The following is a 22,764-nucleotide window of genomic DNA, read 5'->3' on the forward strand; positions in this document are numbered from 1 at the left end:
CACGAAGGAAACAGAGACTCCAGTGACTACCCTCGAAATCCGTGACCTGCACGTCGACGTCTCGGCCTCCGACCCGGACGCCGAGCCGATCCACATCCTCAAGGGCGTGGACCTGACCATCAAGTCCGGCGAGAAGCACGCCATCATGGGCCCCAACGGCTCAGGCAAATCGACGCTCTCGTACGCGATCGCAGGCCACCCGAAATACACGATCACCTCCGGCACCGTGACGCTCGACGGCGAGAACGTCCTCGAGATGAGCGTCGACGAGCGTGCCCGCGCAGGCATCTTCCTCGCCATGCAGTACCCGGTGGAGGTTCCCGGCGTCTCGATGTCGAACTTCCTGCGCTCGGCTGCGACGGCTGTCCGCGGCGAGGCTCCCAAGCTCCGCCACTGGGTCAAGGAAGCCCGCGAAGCGATGAACGAGCTCGACATCGACCAGGCCTTCGGCGATCGCAGCGTCAACGAAGGGTTCTCGGGCGGCGAGAAGAAGCGCCACGAGGTGCTCCAGCTCGGTCTGCTGAAGCCGAAGATCGCGATCCTCGACGAGACCGACTCCGGTCTCGACGTCGATGCGCTGCGCATCGTGAGCGAAGGCGTCAACCGGTACACCGAGCGGGAGAACGGCGGACTCCTGTTGATCACGCACTACACGCGGATCCTGCAGTACATCAAGCCCGACTTCGTCCACGTGTTCGTCAACGGACGCGTCGTCGAGTCCGGCGGCCCCGAGCTGGCCGACGAGTTGGAGCGCAGCGGTTACGAGCGCTTCACCGCCGCCGTCGCGAAGTAGCCCGATGACTGTGGCAACGGGTCTCGACGTCGCCGCCGTTCGCGCGGACTTCCCGATCTTGTCGCGGACCGTTCGTGACGACAAGCCTCTGGTCTACCTCGACTCGGGGGCCACGTCACAACGGCCGCTGCAGGTGCTCGACGCCGAACGCGACTTCCTGCTGAACCGAAACGCCGCCGTCCACCGCGGAGCCCACCAACTCGCCGAGGAGGCGACCGACGCGTACGAGTACGCGCGCGGAGCCATCGCCTCCTTCGTCGGCGCGTCGGCGGACGAGATCGTGTTCACCAAGAACGCGACCGAGGCGCTGAACCTCGTGGCGTACACCCTCGGCGACGATCGATCCGCGCCGTTGCTCGGCGGAAAGACGTTGGGCGAAGGCGACACCATCGTCGTCACCGAACTCGAGCATCACGCGAACCTCGTGCCGTGGCAGGAGCTCGCGCGTCGCACCGGGGCCGCCCTCCGGTGGTACTCGGTGACCGACGACGGTCGGATCGACCTCGACTCGCTCGTCCTCGACGAGACCGTGAAGATCGTTGCGTTCACCCACCAGTCGAACGTCACGGGCGCCGTGGCCGACGTCGACGAGCTCGTGTCGCGTGCTCGCGCCGTCGGTGCGTACGTCGTGCTCGACGCCTGCCAGTCGGTGCCGCACGCGGCCGTCGACTTCCGGGCACTCGACGTCGACTTCGCGGCGTTCTCCGGGCACAAGATGCTCGGCCCCTCCGGGGTCGGCGTCCTGTACGGGAAGACGTCGCTGCTGAATCAGTTGCCGCCGTTCCTCACCGGCGGCTCGATGATCGAGACCGTCACCATGGAGGGTTCGACGTATGCGGCCCCGCCGCAGCGGTTCGAGGCCGGTGTGCCGATGACCTCGCAGGTCGTCGGGCTCGGCGCGGCAGTCGACTATCTTCAGGCCATCGGCATGGACGCCGTCGCGGCACACGAGCACGATCTCGTCGTGCACGCATTGGCGCGACTCACCGAGATCGACGGGCTGCGACTCGTCGGCCCGACTGACGCCGTCGCACGTGGCGGAGCCGTCTCGTTCGACGTCGCTGGCATCCACGCCCACGACCTCGGACAGGTCCTGGACGACGAGGGTGTGGCCATCCGAGTGGGCCATCACTGCGCGTGGCCGCTGCACCGGAAGTTCGGTGTCGCCGCGAGCGCGCGCGCCTCGTTCGCCCTCTACAACACGCTCGACGAAGTCGACGCCCTCGCCGATGCGATCAAGGTCGCACAGAATTTCTTCGGAGGACGCTGATGAGAATGGATCAGATGTACCAGGAGGTGATCCTGGACCATTACAAGCATCCGCACGGTCGCGGTCTGCGTGACCCGTTCGACGCCGAAGTCCACCACGTCAACCCGACGTGCGGGGACGAGATCACCCTGCGGGTCTGTGTCGTCGACGACTCGATCGCCGACATCTCGTACGACGGCCAGGGCTGTTCCATCTCGCAGGCGTCGACATCGGTGCTGTTCGACCAGGTCGTCGGTCTGCCCGTCGACGACGCGATGGCCGCTCTCGACTCGTTCAACACCATGATGACCTCGCGCGGCCAGGACAGCGGCGACGAGGACGTCATCGGTGACGGCATCGCCTTCGCAGGCGTCAGCAAGTATCCGGCGCGCGTAAAATGTGCGTTGCTCGGATGGATGGCATTCAAGGACGCGGTATCACAGAGCGTCGCCGAGAAGACTGGAGCATGAAATGACCGACGCAGTTCAGACCTCGCTACCCAGCCAGGACGACGTCCTGGAAGCCATGTACGACATCGTCGACCCCGAATTGGGCATCAACGTCGTCGATCTCGGCCTCGTCTACGAGGTCGCCGTCGACGACGAGGCCGCAGTGAAGATCGACATGACGCTCACGTCGCCCGCCTGCCCGCTGACCGACGTCATCGAGGACCAGACGCGCAGCGTTCTCGTCAACAGCGGTCTGTGCACCGACATGGAGATCAACTGGGTGTGGATCCCCGCATGGGGACCGGACAAGATCACCGACGACGGCCGCGAGCAGTTGCGTGCCCTCGGCTTCACCGTCTGACACACGACTTTCTCCCACACCACTGACCCGCGGGTCGGGCGGCTGGCACCGCTCGCTCGCGGGTCAGTCGTCGTGCAGGTGCGCTCGCTCGCCGTCGCGGTCGAAGATCGTGAGGATCTCGGCGCTCTTGCGGTAGGCCGTGAAGTAGTGGGGCGTCATCGTGTCGAATTCTGCCGCTTCGCCTTCCTGGACGTCGATGACACGGTCGCCGAGATGCAGTCGCACCGTGCCGGCGAGCACCGTGAACCATTCGTGCCCCGGGTGGACGCGTTGCTCGGCCACCGGGCCGGGGACAGGTGAGAGTCTCATCTTCGCCACGATCACACCGCTCTCGGCGCGATCGCGGGACAGCAGCCAGGTCAGGACGCCCGGCCGTTGGTGAGGCTCCGGGCGGATCACGACGTCGTCGTCACCGACCGGTTCGACGAGTTGGTCGAGCGTGGTGCCCAGCGCTCGGGCGATCGGCACCAGCTGGTCCAATGCCACCCGGCGATGCCCGGTCTCGATCCGAGAGAGCGTCGACGGGCTCACATGGCACCGGCGGGCCAGCGAGTCCAAGGTCCAGCCCTGAGCGACCCGGAGGCCGCGTATGCGCTGTCGGACCAGTACGTCTACGTCATCCGGAGATTCGTGGCCATTCGGCAATTCTTGCGTCATAGGCAATAGTGTATGCGTTTGCGGCATATGTTGCCTACCGTTGACCGTATGAGACTTCATGAGAACGAACAGACGGCGTACGACGTCGTGATCGTCGGCGGCGGACCGGCCGGACTCTCCGCAGCCGTGGCACTCGGTCGGTCATTGCGGTCGGTGCTGGTCGTAGACGCAGGCAGTCAACGGAACCTGCCCGCGGCGGGCGCACACAACGTCCTCGGCAGGGAGGGGATCGCGCCGGCCGAACTCGTACGCGAAGGCCGAGCCGAAGCCGCCTCCTACGGAGCGGACTTCGCAGACGGGACCGTCCGCGACGCCACGCGCAACAGCGAGGACAGCGAGGACAGCGAGGACAGGGGATTCGTCCTCGACCTGGACGACGGACGGTCGGTCGCCGCACGCCGGATCCTCCTCGCCACGGGTCTTCTCGACGAACTGCCCGACATCGACGGCGTGAGCCAGGCCTGGGGACACGGCGTCCTGCACTGTCCGTTCTGTCATGGGTACGAGGTCGTCGGGCTCCGAGTAGGCGTGATCGCGACGAACGCACCGCAGGCCACCCACCAGGCGCTGCTGTTCGCACGTCTCGCCGACCGGACAACGGTATTCGCCAACGGCGTCGAGTTCGAGGACGAGCAGCGCACCGATCTCGACGCCATGGGTGTCGCAGTGGTCGTCGGCGACGTCGAACGCGTCGACGTCGACGGGCGGGATGTCCGAGCAGTCCGCGTGAGCGGTGAGCCGCACGCCGTCGACGCGGTCGTGGTCGGTCCGCGGATGACGGCGCGCACCGACCTCTACGAGCGCCTCGGTGGGCGACCGGAGGATCATCCGATGGGCGTGATGATTCCGACCGACCAATTCGGGGCGACATCGGTCCCAGGCGTGTGGGCTGCCGGAAACGCGGGGAATCTCGCCGCGATGGTCGCGACGGCCGCAAGTGAAGGCGTCCTGGCAGGCGCGATGCTCACCGCAGACCTACTCACCGAGGACGTCCGCACCGCACGGGAGGCGGCGTCGGGCCGTTGACCGCGCCGGAATTCACGACCTTCGCCGCCGATGGAATACGCGGCGACCGCGACGGTGTTGAATACACACATGGCAACCATTGATTTGACCGGAGCGGACTTCGAGAAGACCGTCAACGACAACGAGATCGTCCTCGTCGACTTCTGGGCCGAATGGTGTGGACCCTGCAAGCAGTTCGCACCGACCTACGCGTCGACCTCGGAGAAGCACGACGACATCGTCTTCGCCAAGGTCGACACAGAGGCGGAGCAGCAGCTCGCGTCCGCGGCGTCGATCAGATCCATCCCGACCATCATGGCGTTCAAGGACGGGCACCTCGTGTTCAACGAGGCAGGCGCGCTTCCCCCGCAGGCCCTCGATTCGCTGATCGAGCAGCTCAAGGAGCTCGACGTGGAGAAGGCCCTGCGCGAGAGCGGCCAGAGCGAGTAACGAGGCTCACCGGCGAGTCATTCGCTGGGAGGAGCCACGTCGGGCTACCCGTACTATCGCAGCATGCGAAAGTCTTTGGTCGCGGCCGCGGCCGCGGTGACCTGTGTCTTGGCCGGCTGCTCCGTCGACGGAACCCCGACGCGCGGTCCGATCGAACTGCAGACCGGCAAGTACGGGGCAATGCAGACCGCACCCGCAGGCGACGCGACTTCCGACATCGCGTGGGCGAAACTGCGGGGCGCCCGACTCGCCGAGCACATGATCTTCGCGCACGACCTCGATCCGGTGATGGACGAAGGCAAGATGCCGACCCAATCACTGGCGAGCGTGACCAACACGCAGACCGTCATCCCGGACACAGATCGGCTACCGGTGATGAAGGACTTCCAGTACGGATTCACGCTGTCGTCCGGCAACGGCACGAAGAACGACACCGGCATCAACCACGCCGTGTATGTGTTCAGCGACGCAGAAGCCGCCTCCGCCTCCGTCGGCCAGTTGTCCGGTTCGATGCTCAAAGACGACCGGGAGTATTCGAACTACGAGCGAGTCCGCATTCCCGGAATGCCCGCCGAGTCGGTGACCATCCACGACGGCGAGCGCGGCAAGCACACAGTTGCCGCGTTCACCGCAGTCGGGCAGCGACTCATCTACACGTGGGCCGACGCCCCCGACCGCGACTGGCCCGAGCGAATCGTCAAGACCGCATACGACCGACAGAAGTCACTGTTGGACGCGATGGGACCGGAGAGCGACGACCGCAGCATCGACCCGGACAACCTGTTGACCGGGACGGTCAGTGACGACAGCGGCAACCCGCTGACCGGTTCGGTGTACGGCCAGCGCGCCGCTGCTCTGTTCTACAGCGATCAGTCGGCCGCGTTGGCAGCGCTGAAGAGGGCGGGCATCGAGCAGTTCGCGTGGAACGGCACCCAGGCCTACAGAGCTGCCAGTCACGAGCAGGCCGAGGGCTGGATCGACTTTCTCGTCGCCGATTTCGAAGACGAGACGTCGCGCAAGGCGGCGAGTCCGCAGGACCTCAACGTCGCGCAATGCATGACCAGGGACGATCGCTCCGGTTGCTTCGTCGCCGTCGGTCCGTACGTCGGCGAGGTCTACGGGACGGATCTGAAGGACGCGCAGGAGCAGATCTCCGCGCAGTACGGGTTCCTCAAAGAGTTGGATCAGTGACAGGCGCAGACGGCTGCCCCGATGCTGCGGCCGCCACGGCTCGTCGGCGCAGCCGCATCGGCAACCGTGGAAAGACCGCAGCCATCGCCCGCAGAACGCCGACGGCGTCGTCCCGCCCGCACAGGTAGCGGTGCTGCAGCTTCGGATCGATACGGAAGAACGCGTCGAAGAACGCCACCACGTCGTCTGAGTCCAGAGACAGCAGGACGGTGAGCCCGAGAACGCGCAGTCGGTAGGCCAGCCGCGCTCGCCGCGGCCACAGTGCGGCGTGGGGATCGCGCCCCGCGACGATCGCCTCGACCACGACGTCTGTCGCCTGCAACGACTGTCCGACGCTGTATCCCGTCGCCGGATTCATCAGTCCGCCCGCCGCGCCGAACCGCAGCGGCTCGTCGGCGACACGCCGCCACGGAGTCGTTCGGGCCACGAGCGGGAAGTCGACTGCTTCGTCGAGCCCGTCATCCACGAGCGGACGGCCATTGCGTGCCCGACTCCGTTCGGCGAGCGCGTCGACGGCGATGGGCGGGTTGCCGGCCAGGCACGTCTCCTCGACGAGACGTCGTCCGCCGCCTAACGCCACTCGGTAACTGAACGACCGGGCCGTGTCGGGGGGAGTGCGGCCGGCCGGCCGCCAGTCCATCAACACCATCGACGCGTCGTCGGAGGGGACGACGGATCCGGCCGCAGTCTGTCGAGGACCGCTCTGATGGTCGACGGACCGGGCTCCTCGCGCGTCGACCACGTGCGTGGCGCGCACCTGCCGGCCGTCCGAGCAGGTCACCGTCGACGCGGTGACGGCCAGCGCGAAGCAGACACGCACGTCTGCGCCGTCGATACCCAGCGTGCGTTGGAACACCGCAGTGTCCACGATCGCGTACCCGTGGGGAATCACTCGTTCCGTCGGGGTGAACACGGTGACCGTCGGAGCCGACGCCGCGACGGCCGAATCGTCGAACCAGTCCGGGAGGTCGGCGGTGTAGACCCCGTACGTCGCCGACCAGATCCGGTCGGGAGCCGGGTCGACGACGGCCACCCGCAGCCGGGCGGCCAATGCCCGGTGTGCGAGCGACCGTCCCGCCGGGCCTGCGCCGACGACGGCGAGGTCGTAGATCGTGGTCACAGCCGCAACACTAGGTCAAAGTCGCTGAACGCTAGGGCACTGGCGCTGAACGCTAGGTCAAAGTCGCTGGACGCTAGGGCAGCAGCACCGGCTTGACGACGACGCCCGTCCGGAAGTCGGCGACAGCGGACGCGATGTCGTCGAACGGATACGTCGTGATCAGAGCGTCGAATGGGAATTCGCTGTCGGACCACATCTGCACGAGACGCGGAATCATCACGTGCGGATCGGCGTCGCCTTCGATGACACCACGCAGAGAACGCCCTTGAAGCAGATGTCCCTGATCTACCTCGACAGGGTTCTTCGGGCCGCGGAACCCGACGGTGACGCACGACCCCGGCGACGCGAGAGACATCAATGCCTGGTGGACGACCGCAGGCGTCCCGACGGCTTCGAGCGTGAAGTCGAGGCCACCCCGAGTCTCGCGGACGAGGTTCTTCGCGAGGTCGTCCGCAGGCTCGTACACGGCGGTCGCGCCGACGTCGAGTGCGAGTGCGCGCCGAGCCGGGTTCGGGTCGACACCCACGATCGCGTCGCACCCGGACGACTTCGCGGCCATCACCGCCGCGAGTCCGACGGGACCGAGGCCCCAGACGCCGTAGCTCTGCCCGGTCCTGGGCCGGTGCACGTTGAGGACCGCGCCCGCGCCGGTCAGCAGACCGCACCCGAGCGGGCCGAGCAGCTCGATCGGCAGCGAGGCATCGACCCGCACCGCGTTCGCGACACTCGCGACCGCGTGCGTCGCCCAGGTCGACTGCCCGAACCAGTTGCCGTGCACCCGGCCGCCGGCCGGATCGACCAGGGTCGTGGACCCGTCCGACCGGACGCCCGCGTAATTGAGCGACGCGAACCGGGTGCAGTACGCCGGAGACCCGACGGAACAGCGACGGCAGCGGCCGCAGGAGGTGAAACTGCACACCACGTGGTCGCCGACCTCGAGTTCGGTGACGCCGGGCCCGACGGCTTCGACGACGCCAGCGCCTTCATGGCCGAGGACGATGGGCGTGTGCTGCGGCAGCGCGCCGTCGATGACGGTCAGATCGGTGTGGCAGACGCCCACCCCGTGCACTTTCACCAGGACTTCGCCTGCGACGAGGTCCGTGGCGGCCACCTCGCGCACAGTGAGGTCCCCGCCGATCTCGTTCAGGATTGCAGCGCGCATCGATCGCCTCTCGTCGAGTCCGGGTCCCAGTGAGCATATCTCGACTTATGGAACTCGGGGTGTGGTGCCCCACGTTTCTCGATTCGCCGATACCGGCCGGTCATCCGTACGATGGATCCTCGTGATCACCGCGACTGACCTGGAAGTTCGAGCGGGCGCGAGGACTCTGCTGTCAGCGCCCGGAGACCACCTGCGCATCCAGCCGGGCGACCGGATCGGACTCGTCGGTCGTAACGGTGCGGGCAAGACGACGTCGCTGCGCATCCTGGCCGGGGAGACCCAGCCGTACGCGGGCGACGTCCGCGCATCCGGCCCGATCGGATACCTCCCGCAGGACCCGAAAGAGGGCGACCTCGACGTCCTCGCCAAAGACCGGGTGCTCTCCGCGCGCGGCCTGGACGAGATCTTGTCGTCGATGGGCAAGCAGCAGACGTTGATGGAGGAGGCCGCCGACGACAAGGTGCGAGACAAGGCGATCTCGCGGTACGCCCAGCTGGAGGAGCGCTTCTCGAACCTCGGCGGCTACGTCGCCGAATCCGATGCCGCCCGCATCTGCAACAGCCTCGGCCTGCCCGACCGCGTGCTCGAACAGCCGTTGCGGACTCTCTCGGGTGGTCAGCGTCGTCGTATCGAGTTGGCGCGCATCCTCTTCGCTGCGTCCGACGGTTCGGGCAAGTCGGATACCACTCTGCTGTTGGACGAGCCGACCAACCACCTCGACGCCGACTCGATCACGTGGCTGCGGGCCTTCCTGCAGAACCACGAGGGCGGACTCGTCGTGATCAGTCACGACGTCGACCTGCTCGCCGGCGTGGTCAACCGCGTGTGGTTCCTCGACGCGGTCCGCGGCGAGGCCGACGTCTACAACATGACGTGGAAGCGTTACCTCGACGCGCGCGCCACCGACGAACAGCGACGCAAACGCGAGCGCGCGAACGCCGAGAAGAAGGCGTCGACGTTACGCACACAGGCCGCCAAGCTCGGAGCCAAGGCCACCAAGGCGACGGCTGCGCAGCAGATGCTCAAGCGTGCCGAGCGGATGATCGACGACCTCGACGAGGTCCGGGTGTCCGACAAGACCGCGCACATCCGGTTCCCGGAGCCCGCACCGTGCGGAAAGACGCCGCTGATCGCGTCCAACCTGACCAAGGTGTACGGTTCGCTCGAGATCTTCACCGGTGTCGACCTCGCCATCGACAAGGGGTCGCGCGTGGTGATCCTCGGCCTCAACGGTGCGGGTAAGACGACGCTCCTCAAACTCCTCGCGGGAGTGGAGAAGCCCGATCTCGGCGGCTTGGAACCGGGCCGTGGGCTCAAGATCGGCTACTTCGCCCAGGAGCACGACACGCTTGACGACGATGCGTCCGTGTGGGAGAACATCCGCCATGCCGCACCCGATGCGGGCGAGCAGGACCTCCGCGGTCTCCTCGGTGCGTTCATGTTCACCGGGCCGCAGCTCGAGCAGCCCGCCGGAACACTGTCCGGCGGTGAGAAGACCCGTCTCGCGTTGGCCGGTCTCGTGTCGTCGGCAGCCAACGTGCTGCTCCTCGACGAGCCGACGAACAACCTTGACCCGATCTCCCGCGAGCAGGTGCTCGAAGCACTCCGGAGCTACACCGGCGCCGTGGTCCTGGTGACCCACGACCCGGGCGCGGCCGAGGCGTTGGAGCCGCAGCGCGTCATCCTGTTGCCCGACGGCACCGAGGACCACTGGTCCGACGAGTACCAGGAACTCATCGAACTCGCCTGACCAGCGAGTTAGCCGTAGCTGAGGCGGTCAGTCCGGCGTAGCGAAGACGACGATGTTGTCGCGGTAGCCGAGCGGTGGGCCGACGAACGGACCGCCGCAGGTGACCAGCGCCAGGGTCTCCGGCCCGTCGAGCCGATTGAGCTCGTCGAACGGAACTGCGTCGCCGCCGGTGCCCTTCTTCTGCGCATCCACCACACGCGCGACCCGGTACGCCCGATGCCCGCCGTCGGCGGTGTCGATCGTCACGGTGCTCCTCGGGGTCAGCTTCCCGAACCGAGCCGCATAGCCGGTGCCCTGCGCGACGTCGTCGACGTGTCCGGCGATGACGATGGTTCCCGCTCCGGACCCCGGCAGCGCCGAGTCGACCCACCACCCCAGCTGCGCGACGTCGGTCGGCGGCAGCAGCGTCCCCTGCGCATCGGTGGCGACTGCCTGGGTCGGAGCCGATTGGCCGTCGATGACCACCCTCGTCGGCGTGGACGGTTCGTGCGACACAGCGGTGATCGGAGGACGAAGGTCGGACTGAGCCGCGGTGGCCTCCGAGGCGGAATCCGGTGAGCCGCAGGCGCCGGTAGCCACCAACACCACAGCGGCGACGGTCCAGACTAGTGCCCGGCAGGGGAGAGTCAGGCAGGAGAGAGTCCGCTGGACGCCCGACATCAGTGCGTCCGGCCGGTGGGTATCGACGTGAGCGGCACCCGACCGTTCGGGTCGCGGACGATCACCGGCTGCTCGATCGGGGAGTCGTACAGTTCCAGGTGCCGCGTCTGAGACGGGTTCACGGCGACGAACCTGACAGTCGAGTCGAGCAGGTAGCCCGCCGGTGCGCCGACCTCCTGGATCGTGTAGCCGCCGGGGGCAAGGTGAACGGCTCCGGTGCCAGACGGGCTGGTGGAGAGGATCAGGCTCTGGTCGCTGTGCGCCGTGGAGATGCGGTAGCGTGCGCCGGGCAACAGCGCTCCGGTGACCGCGTCGCGTTTGGTGATCGACACCGCGCCGACCTGACCTTCACGGCCCAGGGAGACGACGAACGACACGGTGCCGCCTACAGGCAGATTTACGCTCGACGGGTCGATCCACGACCTGTCGAAGTCGTAGCCGTCCGGTATCGCGGTGATCGTCGCGGACACGACACCCGCAGGCATCTCGACGCTCGCCGACGTGTTCACGGTCTTCACGACGTCGCCCGAGGTGAGGTCCACCCCGACTCCGGAGACGGGGATGTTGGTCTTGAGATCGATCGCCTGCACGGTGACGGTGCCCAGGCCGGCCTCCGACGGCGTGGTGCTCGAGGGCGGGGTGCTCGGGGATGTGGTGCTCGGGGTTTTGGTGGTCGGGGGTGTCGTAGTCGGGGGTGCTGGAGTGGTCTCGCTCGTCGTCGATTCAGCAGGTGTCGTCGTGTCCGGCTCCGCGGACGTCGGAGGCGACGTCAGCGCGGCGGCTGCGACCAGCGCTATCACCACGGCAGCGACGGCGAGAAGTATCCGATGGAGGGTTCTGATCATGTCCGTCTCCTGAGGACGGCCGGGTGACACACGCACCACGGCGGTGGTTCCCGACATGGAGTACGTCGCTCATCGGAGACGATCGGTTACGGCCGGAACCGGGCCTGTCGGTCATCTGAATGACCGACAGGCCCGGGGCCGGACACGCCGCGTGAGCTAGGCGGAGCCGAGCACCTGCTTGCGCAGATCACCCTTGACGAGTTTCCCCGTCGGCGTTCGCGGCAGCTCGTCGACGAAGCGGACGGTGCGCGGCACCTTGAAGGCGGCCAACTGACCCTTCGCGTATTCGACCAGTTCGGCGGACAGGTCATCGGAACCGGAGACTCCGTCGACCAGTTGGACGAAGCCGGTCGCGACCTCGCCGAGATCCTCGTCGGGCAGACCGATCACCCCGACGTCGTACACCGACGGATGGTTGATGAGGACGTTCTCGGCCTCCTGCGGGTAGACGTTCACCCCGCCCGAGATGATCACGAAGGCCTTGCGGTCGGTCAGGTAGAGGAAGCCGTCGGCGTCCAGATACCCGAGGTCCCCGGTTGTCGCCCAGTTCGGATGCTCCGGATGCTGTGCGGCAGCGGTCTTCTCCGGATCGTTGTGGTACGCGAACGGCATCTCGTCGCGCTCGAAGTACACGGTTCCGACCTCGCCGGTCGGCAGATCGGCGCCGTCGTCGCCGCAGATGTGGACGACGCCGAGTACCGCTTTTCCGACCGATCCCGGTCGGTCGAGGGAGTCCTGTGAGCCGATCAAGGTGACGCCCGCGGCCTCAGTGGCCGCGTAGTACTCGTTGATGACCGGTCCCCACCACTCGATCATCGCCTTCTTCACCTCGGCCGGGCACGGCGCGGCGGCGTGGATCGCGGCTTTCATGCTCGACACGTCGTATTTCGCGCGGACGTCCTCGGGGAGTTTGAGCATCCGGACGAACATCGTCGGCACCCACTGGCTGTGCGTGACCCGGTACTCGTCGATCAGCGCTAGTGCGGCTTCCGGTTCGAAGCGATCCATGAGGACGACGGTGCCGCCGAGAGCGTGCACCATGGCGCAGTAGCGCAGTGGAGCCGCGTGGTAGACGGGCGCGGGAGAGAGGTAGACGGTGTCGGTGTCGAATCCGTACACCGGCCCGAAGACCATTGAGATCAGGTCGGGGACCTCGTCGACCTGGACGTCGGACATGTTCGGCTTGATGCCTTTGGGGCGGCCCGTGGTGCCCGACGAGTACAGCATGTCCATGCCGCGCGGTTGGGCGGTCAACGCTTCGGCCGACGCGTTCGCCTTGACCTGCGCGTAGTCGGCGAACCCGTTCAGAGCATCGCCCCACGCGATGCGTCGGGCCCCGTCGCTCAGCGCCGGAATCTCGTGGGCGCGTTCGACGGCGCCGGCCACGGCAGACGACGCGAAGAGCGCCTTCGCGTCGCAGTCCTCGAGGATGTAGTTCACTTCGGGCGCCGTCAGATGATTGTTGACGGCAGTCACGTACATCCCGCTGCGAATCGCCGCCCAGTACACGTCGAAGACCCGCAGATCGTTGTCCGAGACGATCGCGACCGTGTCGCCGGGGACCAGACCCAGATCGTCGCGCAGAAGATGCGCGATCCGCGTCGACGCGTCCATCAGTTCGGCATAGGTCACCGTCTCACCCGTCGACGGCCGGATGATCGCGGCCTTGTCGGGGGTGGCCGCGGCGTGAGTTCCTGGGTACACGTAAGGCTCCTTATGTCTCGGTGACACTTGAGACGGTAGCCGAGCGTCCGCGCGAAAGCGCCGGAAAGCACGATGTCGACGCCCCGACTCCGGTGGGAGTCGAGACGTCGACATTTCAACGTGGATTCAGTCCTCAGCGCGGCTTGCGCACCGATGACTCGACGAGATCGAGCACGGCGTGCAGATCGTCGGTCGACTGGCCGGACGCCAGGCGGGTGACGATGCCGTCGAGGATCACGTCCAGGTAGGTCACCAGGACCTCGGGCGGGACGTCGTTGCGGAGACTGCCCGCCTGACGCTTGCGCTCCAGACGTGCGAGCGTCGCCCGCTCGCGATCCTCAGACTGTGCCTCCCACGCTGCGCGGAATCCCGGATCGCTCCGGATCTTGCGCACGATCTCGAGGCGTGTGCTCAGCCAGTCGAAGTCCTTCGGCCGCGCGAGGATGTCGCGCATGACTTGGACCAGACCCTCCTGTGCCGCCACATCAGCCATTCGCTCGGCGTCCTCGCGTGCGAGCGCGAGGAACAGGGCCTCTTTGTCTTTGAAGTGGTGAAAGATCGCGCCGCGCGACAAGCCCGTCGTCTCTTCCAGCCTCTTGACCGTGGCGCCCTCGTAGCCGAACTCGGCGAAACAGTGCCGCGCACCGTCGAGAATCTCCCGACGGCGCGCGGCGAGCCGGTCATCGCTGACCCGTGGCATCTGTTACAACTCCTGTCGTTGCACTCGCCCCGTCAGCTCTTGATCATGTTCCGCAGGACGTACTGCAGGATGCCGCCGTTGCGGTAGTAGTCGGCTTCGCCGGGCGTGTCGATGCGGACGACCGCGTCGAACTCGACCTTCTCGCCGTTCTCCTTCGTCGCGGTCACCTTGACGGTCTTCGGCGTCGCACCGTCGTTGAGGGCGGTGATGCCCTCGATGTCGAACACCTCGGTGCCGTCGAGCCCGAGGGTCTTGGCGGACTCACCCTCCGGGAACTGCAGCGGGACCACACCCATGCCGATGAGGTTGGAGCGGTGGATGCGCTCGAACGACTCGGTGATGACGGCCTTGACGCCCAGCAGGACGGTGCCCTTGGCAGCCCAGTCACGCGAGGAGCCCGAACCGTACTCCTTGCCACCCAGGACGACCAGCGGGACGCCGGCTTCCTTGTAGTTGACGGACGCGTCGTAGATGAACGACTGCGGGCCGCCCTCCTGCGTGAAGTCGCGCGTGTAGCCGCCCGAGACGCCGTCGAGCAGCTGGTTCTGCAGACGGATGTTCGCGAACGTGCCGCGGATCATCACCTCGTGGTTGCCGCGACGACTGCCGAGCGAGTTGTAATCCTTGCGCGCGACTCCGTTGGCGTCCAGGTACTGGGCGGCCGGGGTGCCCGGCTTGATCGGACCCGCCGGGCTGATGTGGTCGGTGGTGACCGAGTCGCCGAGCAGTGCGAGCACGCGTGCGCCCGTGATGTCGGAGACCGGCTCCGGCTCGGCGGTCATGCCGTCGAAGTACGGAGCCTTGCGGACGTAGGTCGACTTGTCGTCCCACTCGAAGGTGTTGCCCTCCGGGGTGCTCAGGCTCTGCCAGCGCTCGTCACCGGCGAACACGTCCTGGTACGAGTTGCGGAACATGTCCTGGCTGATCGCGTTCTTGATCGTGTCGTCGATCTCCTGCGCGGACGGCCAGATGTCCTTCAGGAAGACATCGTTGCCGTCGGTGTCCTGGCCGAGTGCCTGCGACTCGAAGTCGAAGTCCATCGTGCCCGCGAGTGCGTACGCGATGACCAGCGGCGGCGACGCCAGGTAGTTCATCTTGACGTCGGGGGAGATGCGTCCCTCGAAGTTGCGGTTGCCCGAGAGGACTGCGGTGACGGTCAGGTCGTTGTCGTTGACCGCGGCGCTGATCTCCTCCGGCAGGGGACCGGTGTTACCGATGCACGTGGTGCAGCCGTAACCGCCGAGGTAGAAGCCGAGCTTCTCGAGGTAGGGCCAGAGGCCGGCCTTCTCGTAGTAGTCGGTGACGACTTGCGAGCCCGGAGCCATGTTGGTCTTGACCCACGGCTTGGAGGCGAGGCCCTTGTCGACCGCGTTGCGGGCGAGGAGGCCTGCGCCGATCATGACCGACGGGTTCGAGGTGTTGGTGCACGAGGTGATGCCCGCGACCGCGACGGCGCCGTGGTCGAGGACGAAGTTCCCGTGCTCGGCCGACTTCACTTCGACAGGCTTCGAGGGACGACCCTCGGCGCCGTCGGCAGCGGAGCGGACGTTCACTGCGCCGTCGTCGGCGAACGAGAGAGCGACCGGATCAGACGCCGGGAACGACTCTTCGACGGCCTCGTCGAGCTGAGTGTGCGGCGTGGTGCCCTCTTCCACGTAGTTGTGGATGTCCTTGCGGAACGCGACCTTCGACTCGGACAGCAGGATGCGGTCCTGCGGACGCTTCGGGCCGGCGATCGACGGGACGACCGTGCCCAGGTCGAGCTCGAGGTACTCCGAGTACACCGGCTCGTGCTCCGGGTCGTGCCACATGCCCTGCTCTTTGGCGTACGCCTCGACCAGCGCGAGCTGCTCGTCGTCGCGGCCGGTCAGGCGCAGGTAGTTGATGGTCTCCTCGTCGATCGGGAAGATCGCGCAGGTCGAACCGAACTCGGGGCTCATGTTGCCCAGGGTCGCGCGGTTGGCCAGCGGCACCTCGGCGACGCCCTTGCCGTAGAACTCGACGAACTTGCCGACCACACCGTGCTCGCGGAGCATCTCGGTGACCGTGAGCACCACGTCGGTCGCGGTGACGCCCGGGTTGATCTCGCCGGACAGCTTGAAGCCGACGACGCGCGGGATGAGCATGGAGACGGGCTGACCGAGCATCGCTGCCTCGGCCTCGATGCCGCCGACGCCCCAGCCGAGGACGCCGAGTCCGTTCTCCATCGTGGTGTGCGAGTCGGTGCCGACGCAGGTGTCGGGGTACGCCTGGCCGTTGCGGACCATGATCGACCGGGCCAGGTACTCGATGTTGACCTGGTGGACGATGCCGGTGCCCGGGGGGACGACCTTGAAGTCGTCGAACGCGCCCTGGCCCCAGCGCAGGAACTGGTAGCGCTCGCCGTTGCGCTGGTACTCGAGCTCGACGTTCTTCTCGAAGGCGTTGGCCGTGCCGAACACGTCGAGGATCACCGAGTGGTCGATGACCATCTCGGCGGGGGACAGCGGGTTCACCTTGTTCGGGTCGCCGCCGAGTGCCGTGATGGCCTCACGCATGGTCGCGAGGTCGACGACGCAGGGAACGCCGGTGAAGTCCTGCATGAGGACGCGGGCCGGGGTGAACTGGATCTCGATGCTCGGATCGGCGCTCGGGTCCCACTTCGCGAGTGCGTTGATGTGATCGCTCGTGATGTTGGCGCCGTCCTCGGTACGCAGCAGGTTCTCGGCGAGTACCTTCAATGCGTATGGCAGCTTCTCGGTGCCGGGTACTGCATTGAGGCGGAAGATCTCGTACGAGTTCTCACCGACCTCAAGGGTGCCGCGGGCTCCAAATGAATTGTTGCTCATGTGTGCTCCACTCTGTTCGGGCTGACCGGCGACGGGCTGCGCCGCCGGAAGTTCGTGAAGTGTCGCGAGACCGAACGGGTCTTCGCCGTCTCACTACGCTCTCCATCCTAGCAGTACGTACGTACTGGTTTGCGTGGAACGCCGAGTCGACGCGCCGAGTTCACCTGCGCGCCGGTCGCGCCGACGTCCTGCCGTATTCTCGACGCCGACAGCCCGCCGCCACCCGACTTGAGACGAGGAAGCCTGCGAATGAGTCCGGATCCGGTCGTGTTCACCGTCGCTGCCCCCGATCCCGTGGGCGTACGACCCGCTGACGCCTGGGCCGACATCGACCTCGCGGCGGTCACCGCCAAGCTGAAGGCGACGGGTGTCGTGGCGCCTGCCGATCAGACTCCCGAGCTGACGAAGCTCGTGAAGGAGGCGAAAGCGGACGGGCACGACCTGTTCGTCTTCGTCACCGATAAGCACTATGTGCCGTTCACGGTCTACCGCGACATCGCGCACGAGATCCAGACCTCCACGGGCGGTACCGTCCTCGTCTTCGGTGCAGGCGGACTCGGCACCAGCTCCACCGATTTCAGCCGAGTCCAGATCGAGGACGCGACGGCCGAGAAGACCACCGGAGCGCCGGTCCCGCAGGCCGCCCGCGAGATCTACGAGAAGGCGACCGACCCCAACGTCGACTGGACGATGGTGACGATCGCTCTGATGGTCGTGGTGATCCTCGGCGCGGTCGCTGCTCGATTGACCGGGCGACGCCGGTCGGAGTCGGCGGACGACACCGCGTCGGGTGCGGACTCCCCGGACGACACGGTCGCCGCTGCACCCGATCAGAGCGGCGACCGCACGTCCTGACTCACCGGGTTCCCGACCCTCGTCTTCTCGACCGCCCGCATTCGGTCCGCCCGCGCTCGACCGGGCCGGTTCTGTCATGCCCATCGCGTGTTATCGAAATGTGACGACGTCAGCCGCCGCCACTTTGTGCTGTTCACTGCGTTTGTGCAGGTAATCACGCCTTTGTAATTCGCTGACCACAGTTTTCAGTGTTGCGTAAGTGACGTACGGTTCAGAGGACACTTGTGGTGTGCGGGGGACGATTGTTAAGGGAGTACACGGTAGATGCGAGCTGATACGGGCACGCGGTGGACCAGACGCGGCAGCGTGGTGGGAGCGTTCGCTCTCGCCTCGCTCCTGGGCGCCGGTCCCGCGATCGCTGAACCGACCAAGTCGAATCCGGTCGCGGTGCTGATCAATCAGATCGCGGACGTCGACCAGAACCTCACTGAACTCGCCGACGCGGTCGCGGCCAGGCAAGAGACCGTCAACAAGTCGCTCGTCGACTTCCAGAACGCGGTCGCCGCTCGGCACCTCGCCGTCCAAGCGAACACCGGAGCCAAATCGTCGCTGGAGAAGGTGAGCGGCGACGTCGAGCGTGCGCAGCACGAGTTCGACGAATTCGTCCGTTCCGTGTACCGCCAGGGCAACAACCGTGGCGCGATGACGAAGTACGTCGCCTCCGACGATCCGGACAAGGTCCTGGAGCAGATGTCCGCCGTCGACCAGGTGACCCGCCAACAGCAAGGCGTGATCCGCAGACTCCAAGTCGCCCGCAACCAGCAGGCCAACCGAGTGGCGGCGACCGAAGTCACCAAGAAGCAGAGCGTCGAAGCGGCGGCCGACGCATCCGCGCGTCGCGACGACGCCGTGGCCGCGTACAAGGCCGCACAGTCGGCGGTCCGCGACCAGCAGACTCAACGGACCGAACTCGCTGGCCAGCGAGACTCGCTAACCGCCCGCCTGGCGAAGTTGCGCGGCAAGCCTGCCGCCAAGGAACGCGCCACCGAGAAGACCACGCCTGCCCGGCCCCTGGTTCCCGGAGCACCGACAGAGGTCACCGACGGACTCGAGCGCGCTGTGGACGCCATCCCCGCCAAGCCCGTCGCAGGCGACGACGCGATTGCGCAGGCCACAGCAGCTGCTGCACGTCTGGCCACCGACACCGGACAGGCACTGCTCGCCAGCCTCGTCGGAAAACAGCAGATCCCGCACTCACAGCTCCTCGACGAACTCGGCATCGGTGGAACGAGCCTCTTCGAAGAAGGCGACAACAACACGTTGACCAGACTCGGCAACGGCTCACTCGGCTCGCTGTTCGGCGGGCAGGGCGGCGCCCCCGGTCAGGTCCGTCCGGGGCTGCGCGGCGAACAGGCGATCAACCTCGTCGTCGACCGCATGAAGTCGCAGCTCGGCGTCACCTACGCGTGGGGCGGCGGCGACGCCAACGGGCCCACTCTCGGCATCCGCGACGGCGGTGTCGCCGACAGCTACGGCGACTACCAGAAGGTCGGTTTCGACTGCTCGGGGCTGATGATCTACGGATTCGCGGGCGTCGGCATCGATCTGCCGCACTACACCGGCTACCAGTACACCTCGGGCCCGCAGGTTCCGCTGTCGGAGATGCGCCGCGGCGATATGATCTTCTACGGCCCCGGCGCCAGCCAGCACGTCGCGCTGATCCTCGGTGACGGCACGATGATCGAGGCTCCGCAGTCGGGTGACGTCGTGAAGATCTCGCCGGTGCGGACCGCGGGCGCGACGCCGAACGTGGTGCGCTTGCTCTGACGCCGCGAGCGGACGGATGGGCAGCTCGGTACGCGGCGGCTGCGTCGACGCCGGGAACGACATCAGCGCGTGTGGAACGGCGAGGACCGCGGGCCGACCGCTACTGTGGTCTCCAGAACCACGCACGCCGATCTTCAGGAGCGAACGCTTGACTTCAACGGACAGTCCGGACCTGGCACTCACCGCCGAGGACTCGAAGGTTATCGAACGCGCGATGTACGAGGTCAAACGCGTGATCGTCGGACAAGACAAATTGGTCGAGCGGATCCTGGTCGGGCTCCTCGCCAAGGGGCACATCCTTCTGGAGGGCGTGCCCGGCGTCGCCAAGACTCTTGCGGTCGAGACGTTCGCGACCGTGATCGGCGGCAGCTTCTCGCGTGTCCAGTTCACGCCGGACCTGGTGCCGACCGACCTCATCGGCACGCGCATCTACCGGCAAGGCCGTGAGGAGTTCGACACCGAGCTCGGCCCCGTCGTCGCGAACTTCCTGCTCGCAGACGAGATCAACCGCGCACCCGCGAAGGTGCAGTCGGCGCTGCTGGAAGTCATGGCGGAACGGCACGTGTCCATCGGCGGCACGACGTACCCGATGCCCGAGCCGTTCCTCGTGATGGCCACTCAGAACCCGATCGAGAACGAGGGCGTCTACCCGCTCCCCGAAGCTCAGCGCGACCGTTTCCTCTTCAAAGTCCTCGTCGACTACCCGACCGTCGAAGAGGAACGCGAAATCGTCTACCGAATGGGCAACATCCCACCGTCGGCGACGCAGATCCTCGACCCGGACACCACGAAGCTGCTGCAGGCCAAGGCCGCGAACGTGTTCGTGCACCACGCGCTCGTCGACTACGTGGTCCGCGTCATCAACGCGACGCGGCGCCCGGCAGAGGTCGGACTGACCGACGTCGAGCAGTGGCTGGCCTACGGTGCGTCGCCGCGCGCCACGCTCGGCATCGTCGCCGCGGCTCGCGCGCTCGCGTTGATCCACGGCCGCGACTACGTGATTCCGCAGGACGTCGTCGAAGTGATTCCGGACGTGCTTCGCCACCGCCTGGTCCTCAGCTACGACGCGCTCGCAGACGAGGTCAACGCCGACCACATCATCACCAGGATCATGCAGACGGTCGGACTGCCGCAGGTCAGCGCCACGCCCGTCGGGCAGCCCCAGCAGGCCGTACCCCAGCAGGCAGCGCCCCAGCCGGCAGCGCAGGTTCAGCAGCCGGTGCAACCGCAGGCACCTGAGTCGAGCGGTGTGGATCAGCAGGGTCATGCCGGTCGGTAGCGGCTACCCGTCCTTTCACGAGGGGACCCTCAACGATCCGCAATTGACGGCGGCGCTCAAGTCCCTCGAGCTGACTGTCCGTCGCAAGCTGGACGGGGTGCTCCAGGGCGAGCACCTCGGCCTGATCCCGGGCCCGGGGTCCGAACCCGGCGAGGCGCGCCCGTACCAGCCCGGCGACGACATCCGCCGCATGGAGTGGTCGGTCACGGCGCGGACGTCGACGCCGCACGTGCGCCAGATGATCGCCGACCGCGAACTCGAGACGTGGTTCGTCGTCGACGCGTCGGCGAGCCTGGACTTCGGCTCCGGTGAGCGCACCAAACGTGATCTCGCAGTCGCGGCCTGCGCGGCGATCGTGCACCTCACTGCGGGCGGCGGCAACCGCCACGGCGCGATCGTGGTGACCGGCGACGACATCGTCCGCATTCCCGCGCGCGCCGGCCGAGCGCACGATCGGGCGCTCCTCAAGGCCGTCGCCACCACCGAACGCAGCACGCCGGGTGTCCGCGGTGACCTCGCCGCAGGTCTGGAGGCGTTACGACGTCCGCTGCGTCGACGAGGCCTCGCCGTGGTCGTCAGCGACTTCCTCGGTCCACTGGACTGGACACGGTCACTGCGTGCGATCGGCGCCCATCACGAACTTCTCGGCGTCGAGGTCCTCGACCCCCGTGATCTGGAGATCCCCGATGTCGGCCAGCTGACGCTGCGCGACGCCGAGACCGGTGAACTGCTCGACGTCGACGCAACGCCACAACTGCGCACCGATTTCGCGGCCGCCGCGCAGGGACATCGCGATCTCGTCCATCGGGAGTTCCGGGGGAGCGGCGGACCCGTCATGTCGCTGCGCACCGACCGCGACTGGATCGCCGACACCGTGCGTTTCGTCGGCGAACGACGACGCGGGATGGCGGCGGGGGTGGCCCGATGAGCGACTGGTTCGCCCACCCGTGGTGGCTGTTCTCGATCCTGCTCGTCGTCGCACTCGTCGGCGTCTACGCCTATGTGCTGCGCAAGCGCAAGGCTCGCGCACTCGCGTTCTCGAACATGGACGTCCTCAAATCAGTGGCGCCGTCGAAGACTGACCGGTTCCGCCACGTACCGTTCGCGATCCTCGCCGTCGGGCTGCTGCTGCTGACGGTCGCGCTCTCCGGACCGATCGCCGAACGCGACGTGGCGCGCAACCGCGCGACTGTCGTGCTCGTGGTCGACGTCTCGCAGTCGATGAAGGCGACCGACGTGGCGCCGTCACGTCTGCAGGCCGCTCAAGCGGCTGGCAAGCGGTTCGCCGACGACCTGACCGACGGCATCAACCTCGGTCTGGTCTCGTACGCGGGCACCGCGTCCACGCTTGTCTCGCCGACACCGGACCACGATCGAACGAAGTCGGCGCTCGACAATCTGAAGCTCGCCGAGAAGACGGCCACCGGCGAAGGCATCTTCGCCGGGCTGCAACTCGTCCAGACCCTCAACGCCGCGCTCGGCGGAGACGACGCCGCACCGCCGGCCCGGATCGTGCTGCTCTCGGACGGCAAACAGACCGTTCCGGAGAGCCCGGACGACCCGCGAGGCGCATTCACCGCAGCCCGCAAGGCCAAAGAGGAGGAGATCCCGGTATCGACGATCTCCTTCGGCACCCTGCACGGAACCGTCGAGATCGAGGCGCCGGGCGGCGGGGTCGAACGCGTGGGCGTACCCGTCGACGACGAGTCGCTGCGCACTATCGCGAATCTGTCGCAGGGTGACTTCTTCACCGCGTCCAGCCTCGACGAACTCAACAAGGTGTACGACACCCTGCAGAAGCAGATCGGCTACGAGAAGGAACGCGGCGACAACTCGCGCCCCTGGCTGCTGGCCGGGACGTTGCTCGCGGTTCTGGGCGCTATGGCCGCACTCCTGCTCAACCGCAGACTTCCCTGATCGCACCGCCCGCCCGACCGCC

Annotated in this window: 21 protein-coding genes; 13 read left to right on the forward strand and 8 right to left on the reverse strand. The window is 66.9% G+C overall.

What is annotated here, in order from left to right; all coding sequences use genetic code 11:
* Positions 1-22 precede the first annotated feature (22 nt).
* From sufC to L5G32_RS05955, 4 genes are read left to right on the forward strand one after another with little or no spacing between them, the layout of a single operon-like run.
* Positions 23-793 carry a Fe-S cluster assembly ATPase SufC gene (sufC, locus tag L5G32_RS05940; RefSeq protein WP_237010090.1) on the forward strand — a complete coding sequence of 257 codons (771 nt, stop codon included), beginning with the start codon at positions 23-25 and terminating at the stop codon, positions 791-793.
* 4 nt (positions 794-797) lie between these two features.
* Positions 798-2,063, forward strand: a complete 1,266-nt coding sequence (locus L5G32_RS05945) for a cysteine desulfurase (RefSeq protein ID WP_237010091.1) — start codon at positions 798-800, stop codon at positions 2,061-2,063.
* A complete protein-coding gene (sufU, locus tag L5G32_RS05950) occupies positions 2,063-2,512 on the forward strand; it encodes a Fe-S cluster assembly sulfur transfer protein SufU (RefSeq protein ID WP_237010092.1) in 450 nt (149 codons plus the stop codon). Before L5G32_RS05945 ends, sufU begins: the two co-directional genes overlap by 1 nt.
* A 1-nt stretch (position 2,513) precedes the next feature.
* Positions 2,514-2,852: a metal-sulfur cluster assembly factor gene (locus L5G32_RS05955; RefSeq protein ID WP_237010093.1), complete on the forward strand. Its 339-nt coding sequence runs from the start codon at positions 2,514-2,516 to the stop codon at positions 2,850-2,852.
* Between the two features lie 63 nt (positions 2,853-2,915).
* On the opposite strand, the gene L5G32_RS05960 is transcribed toward L5G32_RS05955, so the two are convergent.
* Positions 2,916-3,509, reverse strand: a complete 594-nt coding sequence (locus tag L5G32_RS05960) for a helix-turn-helix domain-containing protein (RefSeq protein ID WP_237010094.1) — start codon at positions 3,507-3,509, stop codon at positions 2,916-2,918.
* 48 nt (positions 3,510-3,557) lie between these two features.
* On the opposite strand from L5G32_RS05960, the gene L5G32_RS05965 reads away from it, so the two are divergent.
* The 3 genes from L5G32_RS05965 to L5G32_RS05975 all read left to right on the forward strand — a co-directional run bounded on the left by L5G32_RS05965 (position 3,558) and on the right by L5G32_RS05975 (position 6,155).
* Positions 3,558-4,535 (forward strand): NAD(P)/FAD-dependent oxidoreductase, encoded by a 978-nt coding sequence (locus L5G32_RS05965; RefSeq protein WP_237010095.1) that lies wholly within the window; start codon positions 3,558-3,560, stop codon positions 4,533-4,535.
* Between the two features lie 69 nt (positions 4,536-4,604).
* The gene (trxA, locus tag L5G32_RS05970) at positions 4,605-4,964 is read left to right on the forward strand and encodes a thioredoxin (protein ID WP_237010096.1); all 360 of its coding nucleotides are present in this window, start codon (positions 4,605-4,607) and stop codon (positions 4,962-4,964) included.
* Positions 4,965-5,027: 63 nt separating this feature from the next.
* Positions 5,028-6,155, forward strand: a complete 1,128-nt coding sequence (locus tag L5G32_RS05975; protein WP_237010097.1) for a DUF7373 family lipoprotein — start codon at positions 5,028-5,030, stop codon at positions 6,153-6,155.
* On the opposite strand, the gene L5G32_RS05980 is transcribed toward L5G32_RS05975, so the two are convergent.
* Together L5G32_RS05980 and L5G32_RS05985 are read right to left on the reverse strand one after the other, a co-directional pair.
* Entirely contained in the window at positions 6,136-7,275 is a 1,140-nt protein-coding gene (locus tag L5G32_RS05980) for a lycopene cyclase family protein (protein WP_237010098.1), read from the reverse strand. The two genes, L5G32_RS05975 and L5G32_RS05980, sit on opposite strands and share 20 nt — an antisense overlap.
* A 73-nt stretch (positions 7,276-7,348) precedes the next feature.
* Positions 7,349-8,437, reverse strand: a complete 1,089-nt coding sequence (locus tag L5G32_RS05985) for an NAD(P)-dependent alcohol dehydrogenase (protein ID WP_237010099.1) — start codon at positions 8,435-8,437, stop codon at positions 7,349-7,351.
* 121 nt (positions 8,438-8,558) lie between these two features.
* On the opposite strand from L5G32_RS05985, the gene L5G32_RS05990 reads away from it, so the two are divergent.
* Positions 8,559-10,187, forward strand: a complete 1,629-nt coding sequence (locus tag L5G32_RS05990; RefSeq protein ID WP_237010100.1) for an ABC-F family ATP-binding cassette domain-containing protein — start codon at positions 8,559-8,561, stop codon at positions 10,185-10,187.
* Between the two features lie 27 nt (positions 10,188-10,214).
* Here L5G32_RS05990 and L5G32_RS05995 read toward each other — a convergent pair whose 3' ends face one another.
* From L5G32_RS05995 to acnA, 5 genes are all read right to left on the reverse strand, one after another.
* Complete coding sequence (locus L5G32_RS05995; RefSeq protein WP_265794750.1) at positions 10,215-10,847, reverse strand: class F sortase; 633 nt, start codon at positions 10,845-10,847, stop codon at positions 10,215-10,217.
* Positions 10,847-11,692: an MSCRAMM family protein gene (locus L5G32_RS06000; protein WP_237010102.1), complete on the reverse strand. Its 846-nt coding sequence runs from the start codon at positions 11,690-11,692 to the stop codon at positions 10,847-10,849. Before L5G32_RS06000 ends, L5G32_RS05995 begins: the two co-directional genes overlap by 1 nt.
* A gap of 156 nt (positions 11,693-11,848) precedes the next feature.
* Positions 11,849-13,396: an acyl-CoA synthetase gene (locus L5G32_RS06005; RefSeq protein WP_237010103.1), complete on the reverse strand. Its 1,548-nt coding sequence runs from the start codon at positions 13,394-13,396 to the stop codon at positions 11,849-11,851.
* 133 nt (positions 13,397-13,529) lie between these two features.
* On the reverse strand, positions 13,530-14,096 hold the full coding sequence (locus tag L5G32_RS06010) for a TetR/AcrR family transcriptional regulator (RefSeq protein ID WP_237010104.1): 567 nt from the start codon (positions 14,094-14,096) through the stop codon (positions 13,530-13,532).
* A gap of 32 nt (positions 14,097-14,128) precedes the next feature.
* Positions 14,129-16,924 (reverse strand): aconitate hydratase AcnA, encoded by a 2,796-nt coding sequence (gene acnA / locus L5G32_RS06015; protein ID WP_237010105.1) that lies wholly within the window; start codon positions 16,922-16,924, stop codon positions 14,129-14,131.
* 249 nt (positions 16,925-17,173) lie between these two features.
* Between acnA and L5G32_RS06020 the strand changes: the two genes are divergently transcribed.
* The 5 genes from L5G32_RS06020 (at position 17,174) to L5G32_RS06040 (ending at position 22,742) form a co-directional block, all read left to right on the forward strand.
* Positions 17,174-17,779 carry an Rv1476 family membrane protein gene (locus L5G32_RS06020; protein WP_237010106.1) on the forward strand — a complete coding sequence of 202 codons (606 nt, stop codon included), beginning with the start codon at positions 17,174-17,176 and terminating at the stop codon, positions 17,777-17,779.
* 264 nt (positions 17,780-18,043) lie between these two features.
* Positions 18,044-19,546 (forward strand): NlpC/P60 family protein, encoded by a 1,503-nt coding sequence (locus L5G32_RS06025; RefSeq protein WP_237010107.1) that lies wholly within the window; start codon positions 18,044-18,046, stop codon positions 19,544-19,546.
* 148 nt (positions 19,547-19,694) lie between these two features.
* The gene (locus L5G32_RS06030) at positions 19,695-20,825 is read left to right on the forward strand and encodes an AAA family ATPase (RefSeq protein ID WP_237010108.1); all 1,131 of its coding nucleotides are present in this window, start codon (positions 19,695-19,697) and stop codon (positions 20,823-20,825) included.
* Positions 20,812-21,753 (forward strand): DUF58 domain-containing protein, encoded by a 942-nt coding sequence (locus tag L5G32_RS06035; protein ID WP_237010109.1) that lies wholly within the window; start codon positions 20,812-20,814, stop codon positions 21,751-21,753. Before L5G32_RS06030 ends, L5G32_RS06035 begins: the two co-directional genes overlap by 14 nt.
* Positions 21,750-22,742, forward strand: a complete 993-nt coding sequence (locus L5G32_RS06040) for a VWA domain-containing protein (protein WP_237010110.1) — start codon at positions 21,750-21,752, stop codon at positions 22,740-22,742. The genes L5G32_RS06035 and L5G32_RS06040 overlap by 4 nt, the downstream gene beginning before the upstream one ends.
* The last annotated feature ends 22 nt before the right edge of the window (positions 22,743-22,764 follow it).

It is taken from the genome of Gordonia zhenghanii, assembly GCF_021738965.1.
Classification (GTDB): Bacteria; Actinomycetota; Actinomycetes; order Mycobacteriales; family Mycobacteriaceae; genus Gordonia; species Gordonia zhenghanii.

Coding starts and splice junctions, on each gene's coding strand:
- L5G32_RS05955 (WP_237010093.1), top strand. CDS start 2,514: ATGACCGACGCAGTTCAGACCTCGCTACCCAGCCAGGACGACGTCCTG.
- L5G32_RS06020 (WP_237010106.1), top strand. CDS start 17,174: ATGAGTCCGGATCCGGTCGTGTTCACCGTCGCTGCCCCCGATCCCGTG.
- L5G32_RS06010 (WP_237010104.1), bottom strand. CDS start 14,096: ATGCCACGGGTCAGCGATGACCGGCTCGCCGCGCGCCGTCGGGAGATT.
- L5G32_RS06035 (WP_237010109.1), top strand. CDS start 20,812: ATGCCGGTCGGTAGCGGCTACCCGTCCTTTCACGAGGGGACCCTCAAC.
- L5G32_RS05945 (WP_237010091.1), top strand. CDS start 798: ATGACTGTGGCAACGGGTCTCGACGTCGCCGCCGTTCGCGCGGACTTC.
- L5G32_RS05975 (WP_237010097.1), top strand. CDS start 5,028: ATGCGAAAGTCTTTGGTCGCGGCCGCGGCCGCGGTGACCTGTGTCTTG.
- L5G32_RS06025 (WP_237010107.1), top strand. CDS start 18,044: ATGCGAGCTGATACGGGCACGCGGTGGACCAGACGCGGCAGCGTGGTG.
- L5G32_RS05960 (WP_237010094.1), bottom strand. CDS start 3,509: ATGACGCAAGAATTGCCGAATGGCCACGAATCTCCGGATGACGTAGAC.
- L5G32_RS05985 (WP_237010099.1), bottom strand. CDS start 8,437: ATGCGCGCTGCAATCCTGAACGAGATCGGCGGGGACCTCACTGTGCGC.
- L5G32_RS06000 (WP_237010102.1), bottom strand. CDS start 11,692: ATGATCAGAACCCTCCATCGGATACTTCTCGCCGTCGCTGCCGTGGTG.
- L5G32_RS06040 (WP_237010110.1), top strand. CDS start 21,750: ATGAGCGACTGGTTCGCCCACCCGTGGTGGCTGTTCTCGATCCTGCTC.
- sufU (WP_237010092.1), top strand. CDS start 2,063: ATGAGAATGGATCAGATGTACCAGGAGGTGATCCTGGACCATTACAAG.
- L5G32_RS05995 (WP_265794750.1), bottom strand. CDS start 10,847: ATGTCGGGCGTCCAGCGGACTCTCTCCTGCCTGACTCTCCCCTGCCGG.
- L5G32_RS05965 (WP_237010095.1), top strand. CDS start 3,558: ATGAGACTTCATGAGAACGAACAGACGGCGTACGACGTCGTGATCGTC.
- trxA (WP_237010096.1), top strand. CDS start 4,605: ATGGCAACCATTGATTTGACCGGAGCGGACTTCGAGAAGACCGTCAAC.
- acnA (WP_237010105.1), bottom strand. CDS start 16,924: ATGAGCAACAATTCATTTGGAGCCCGCGGCACCCTTGAGGTCGGTGAG.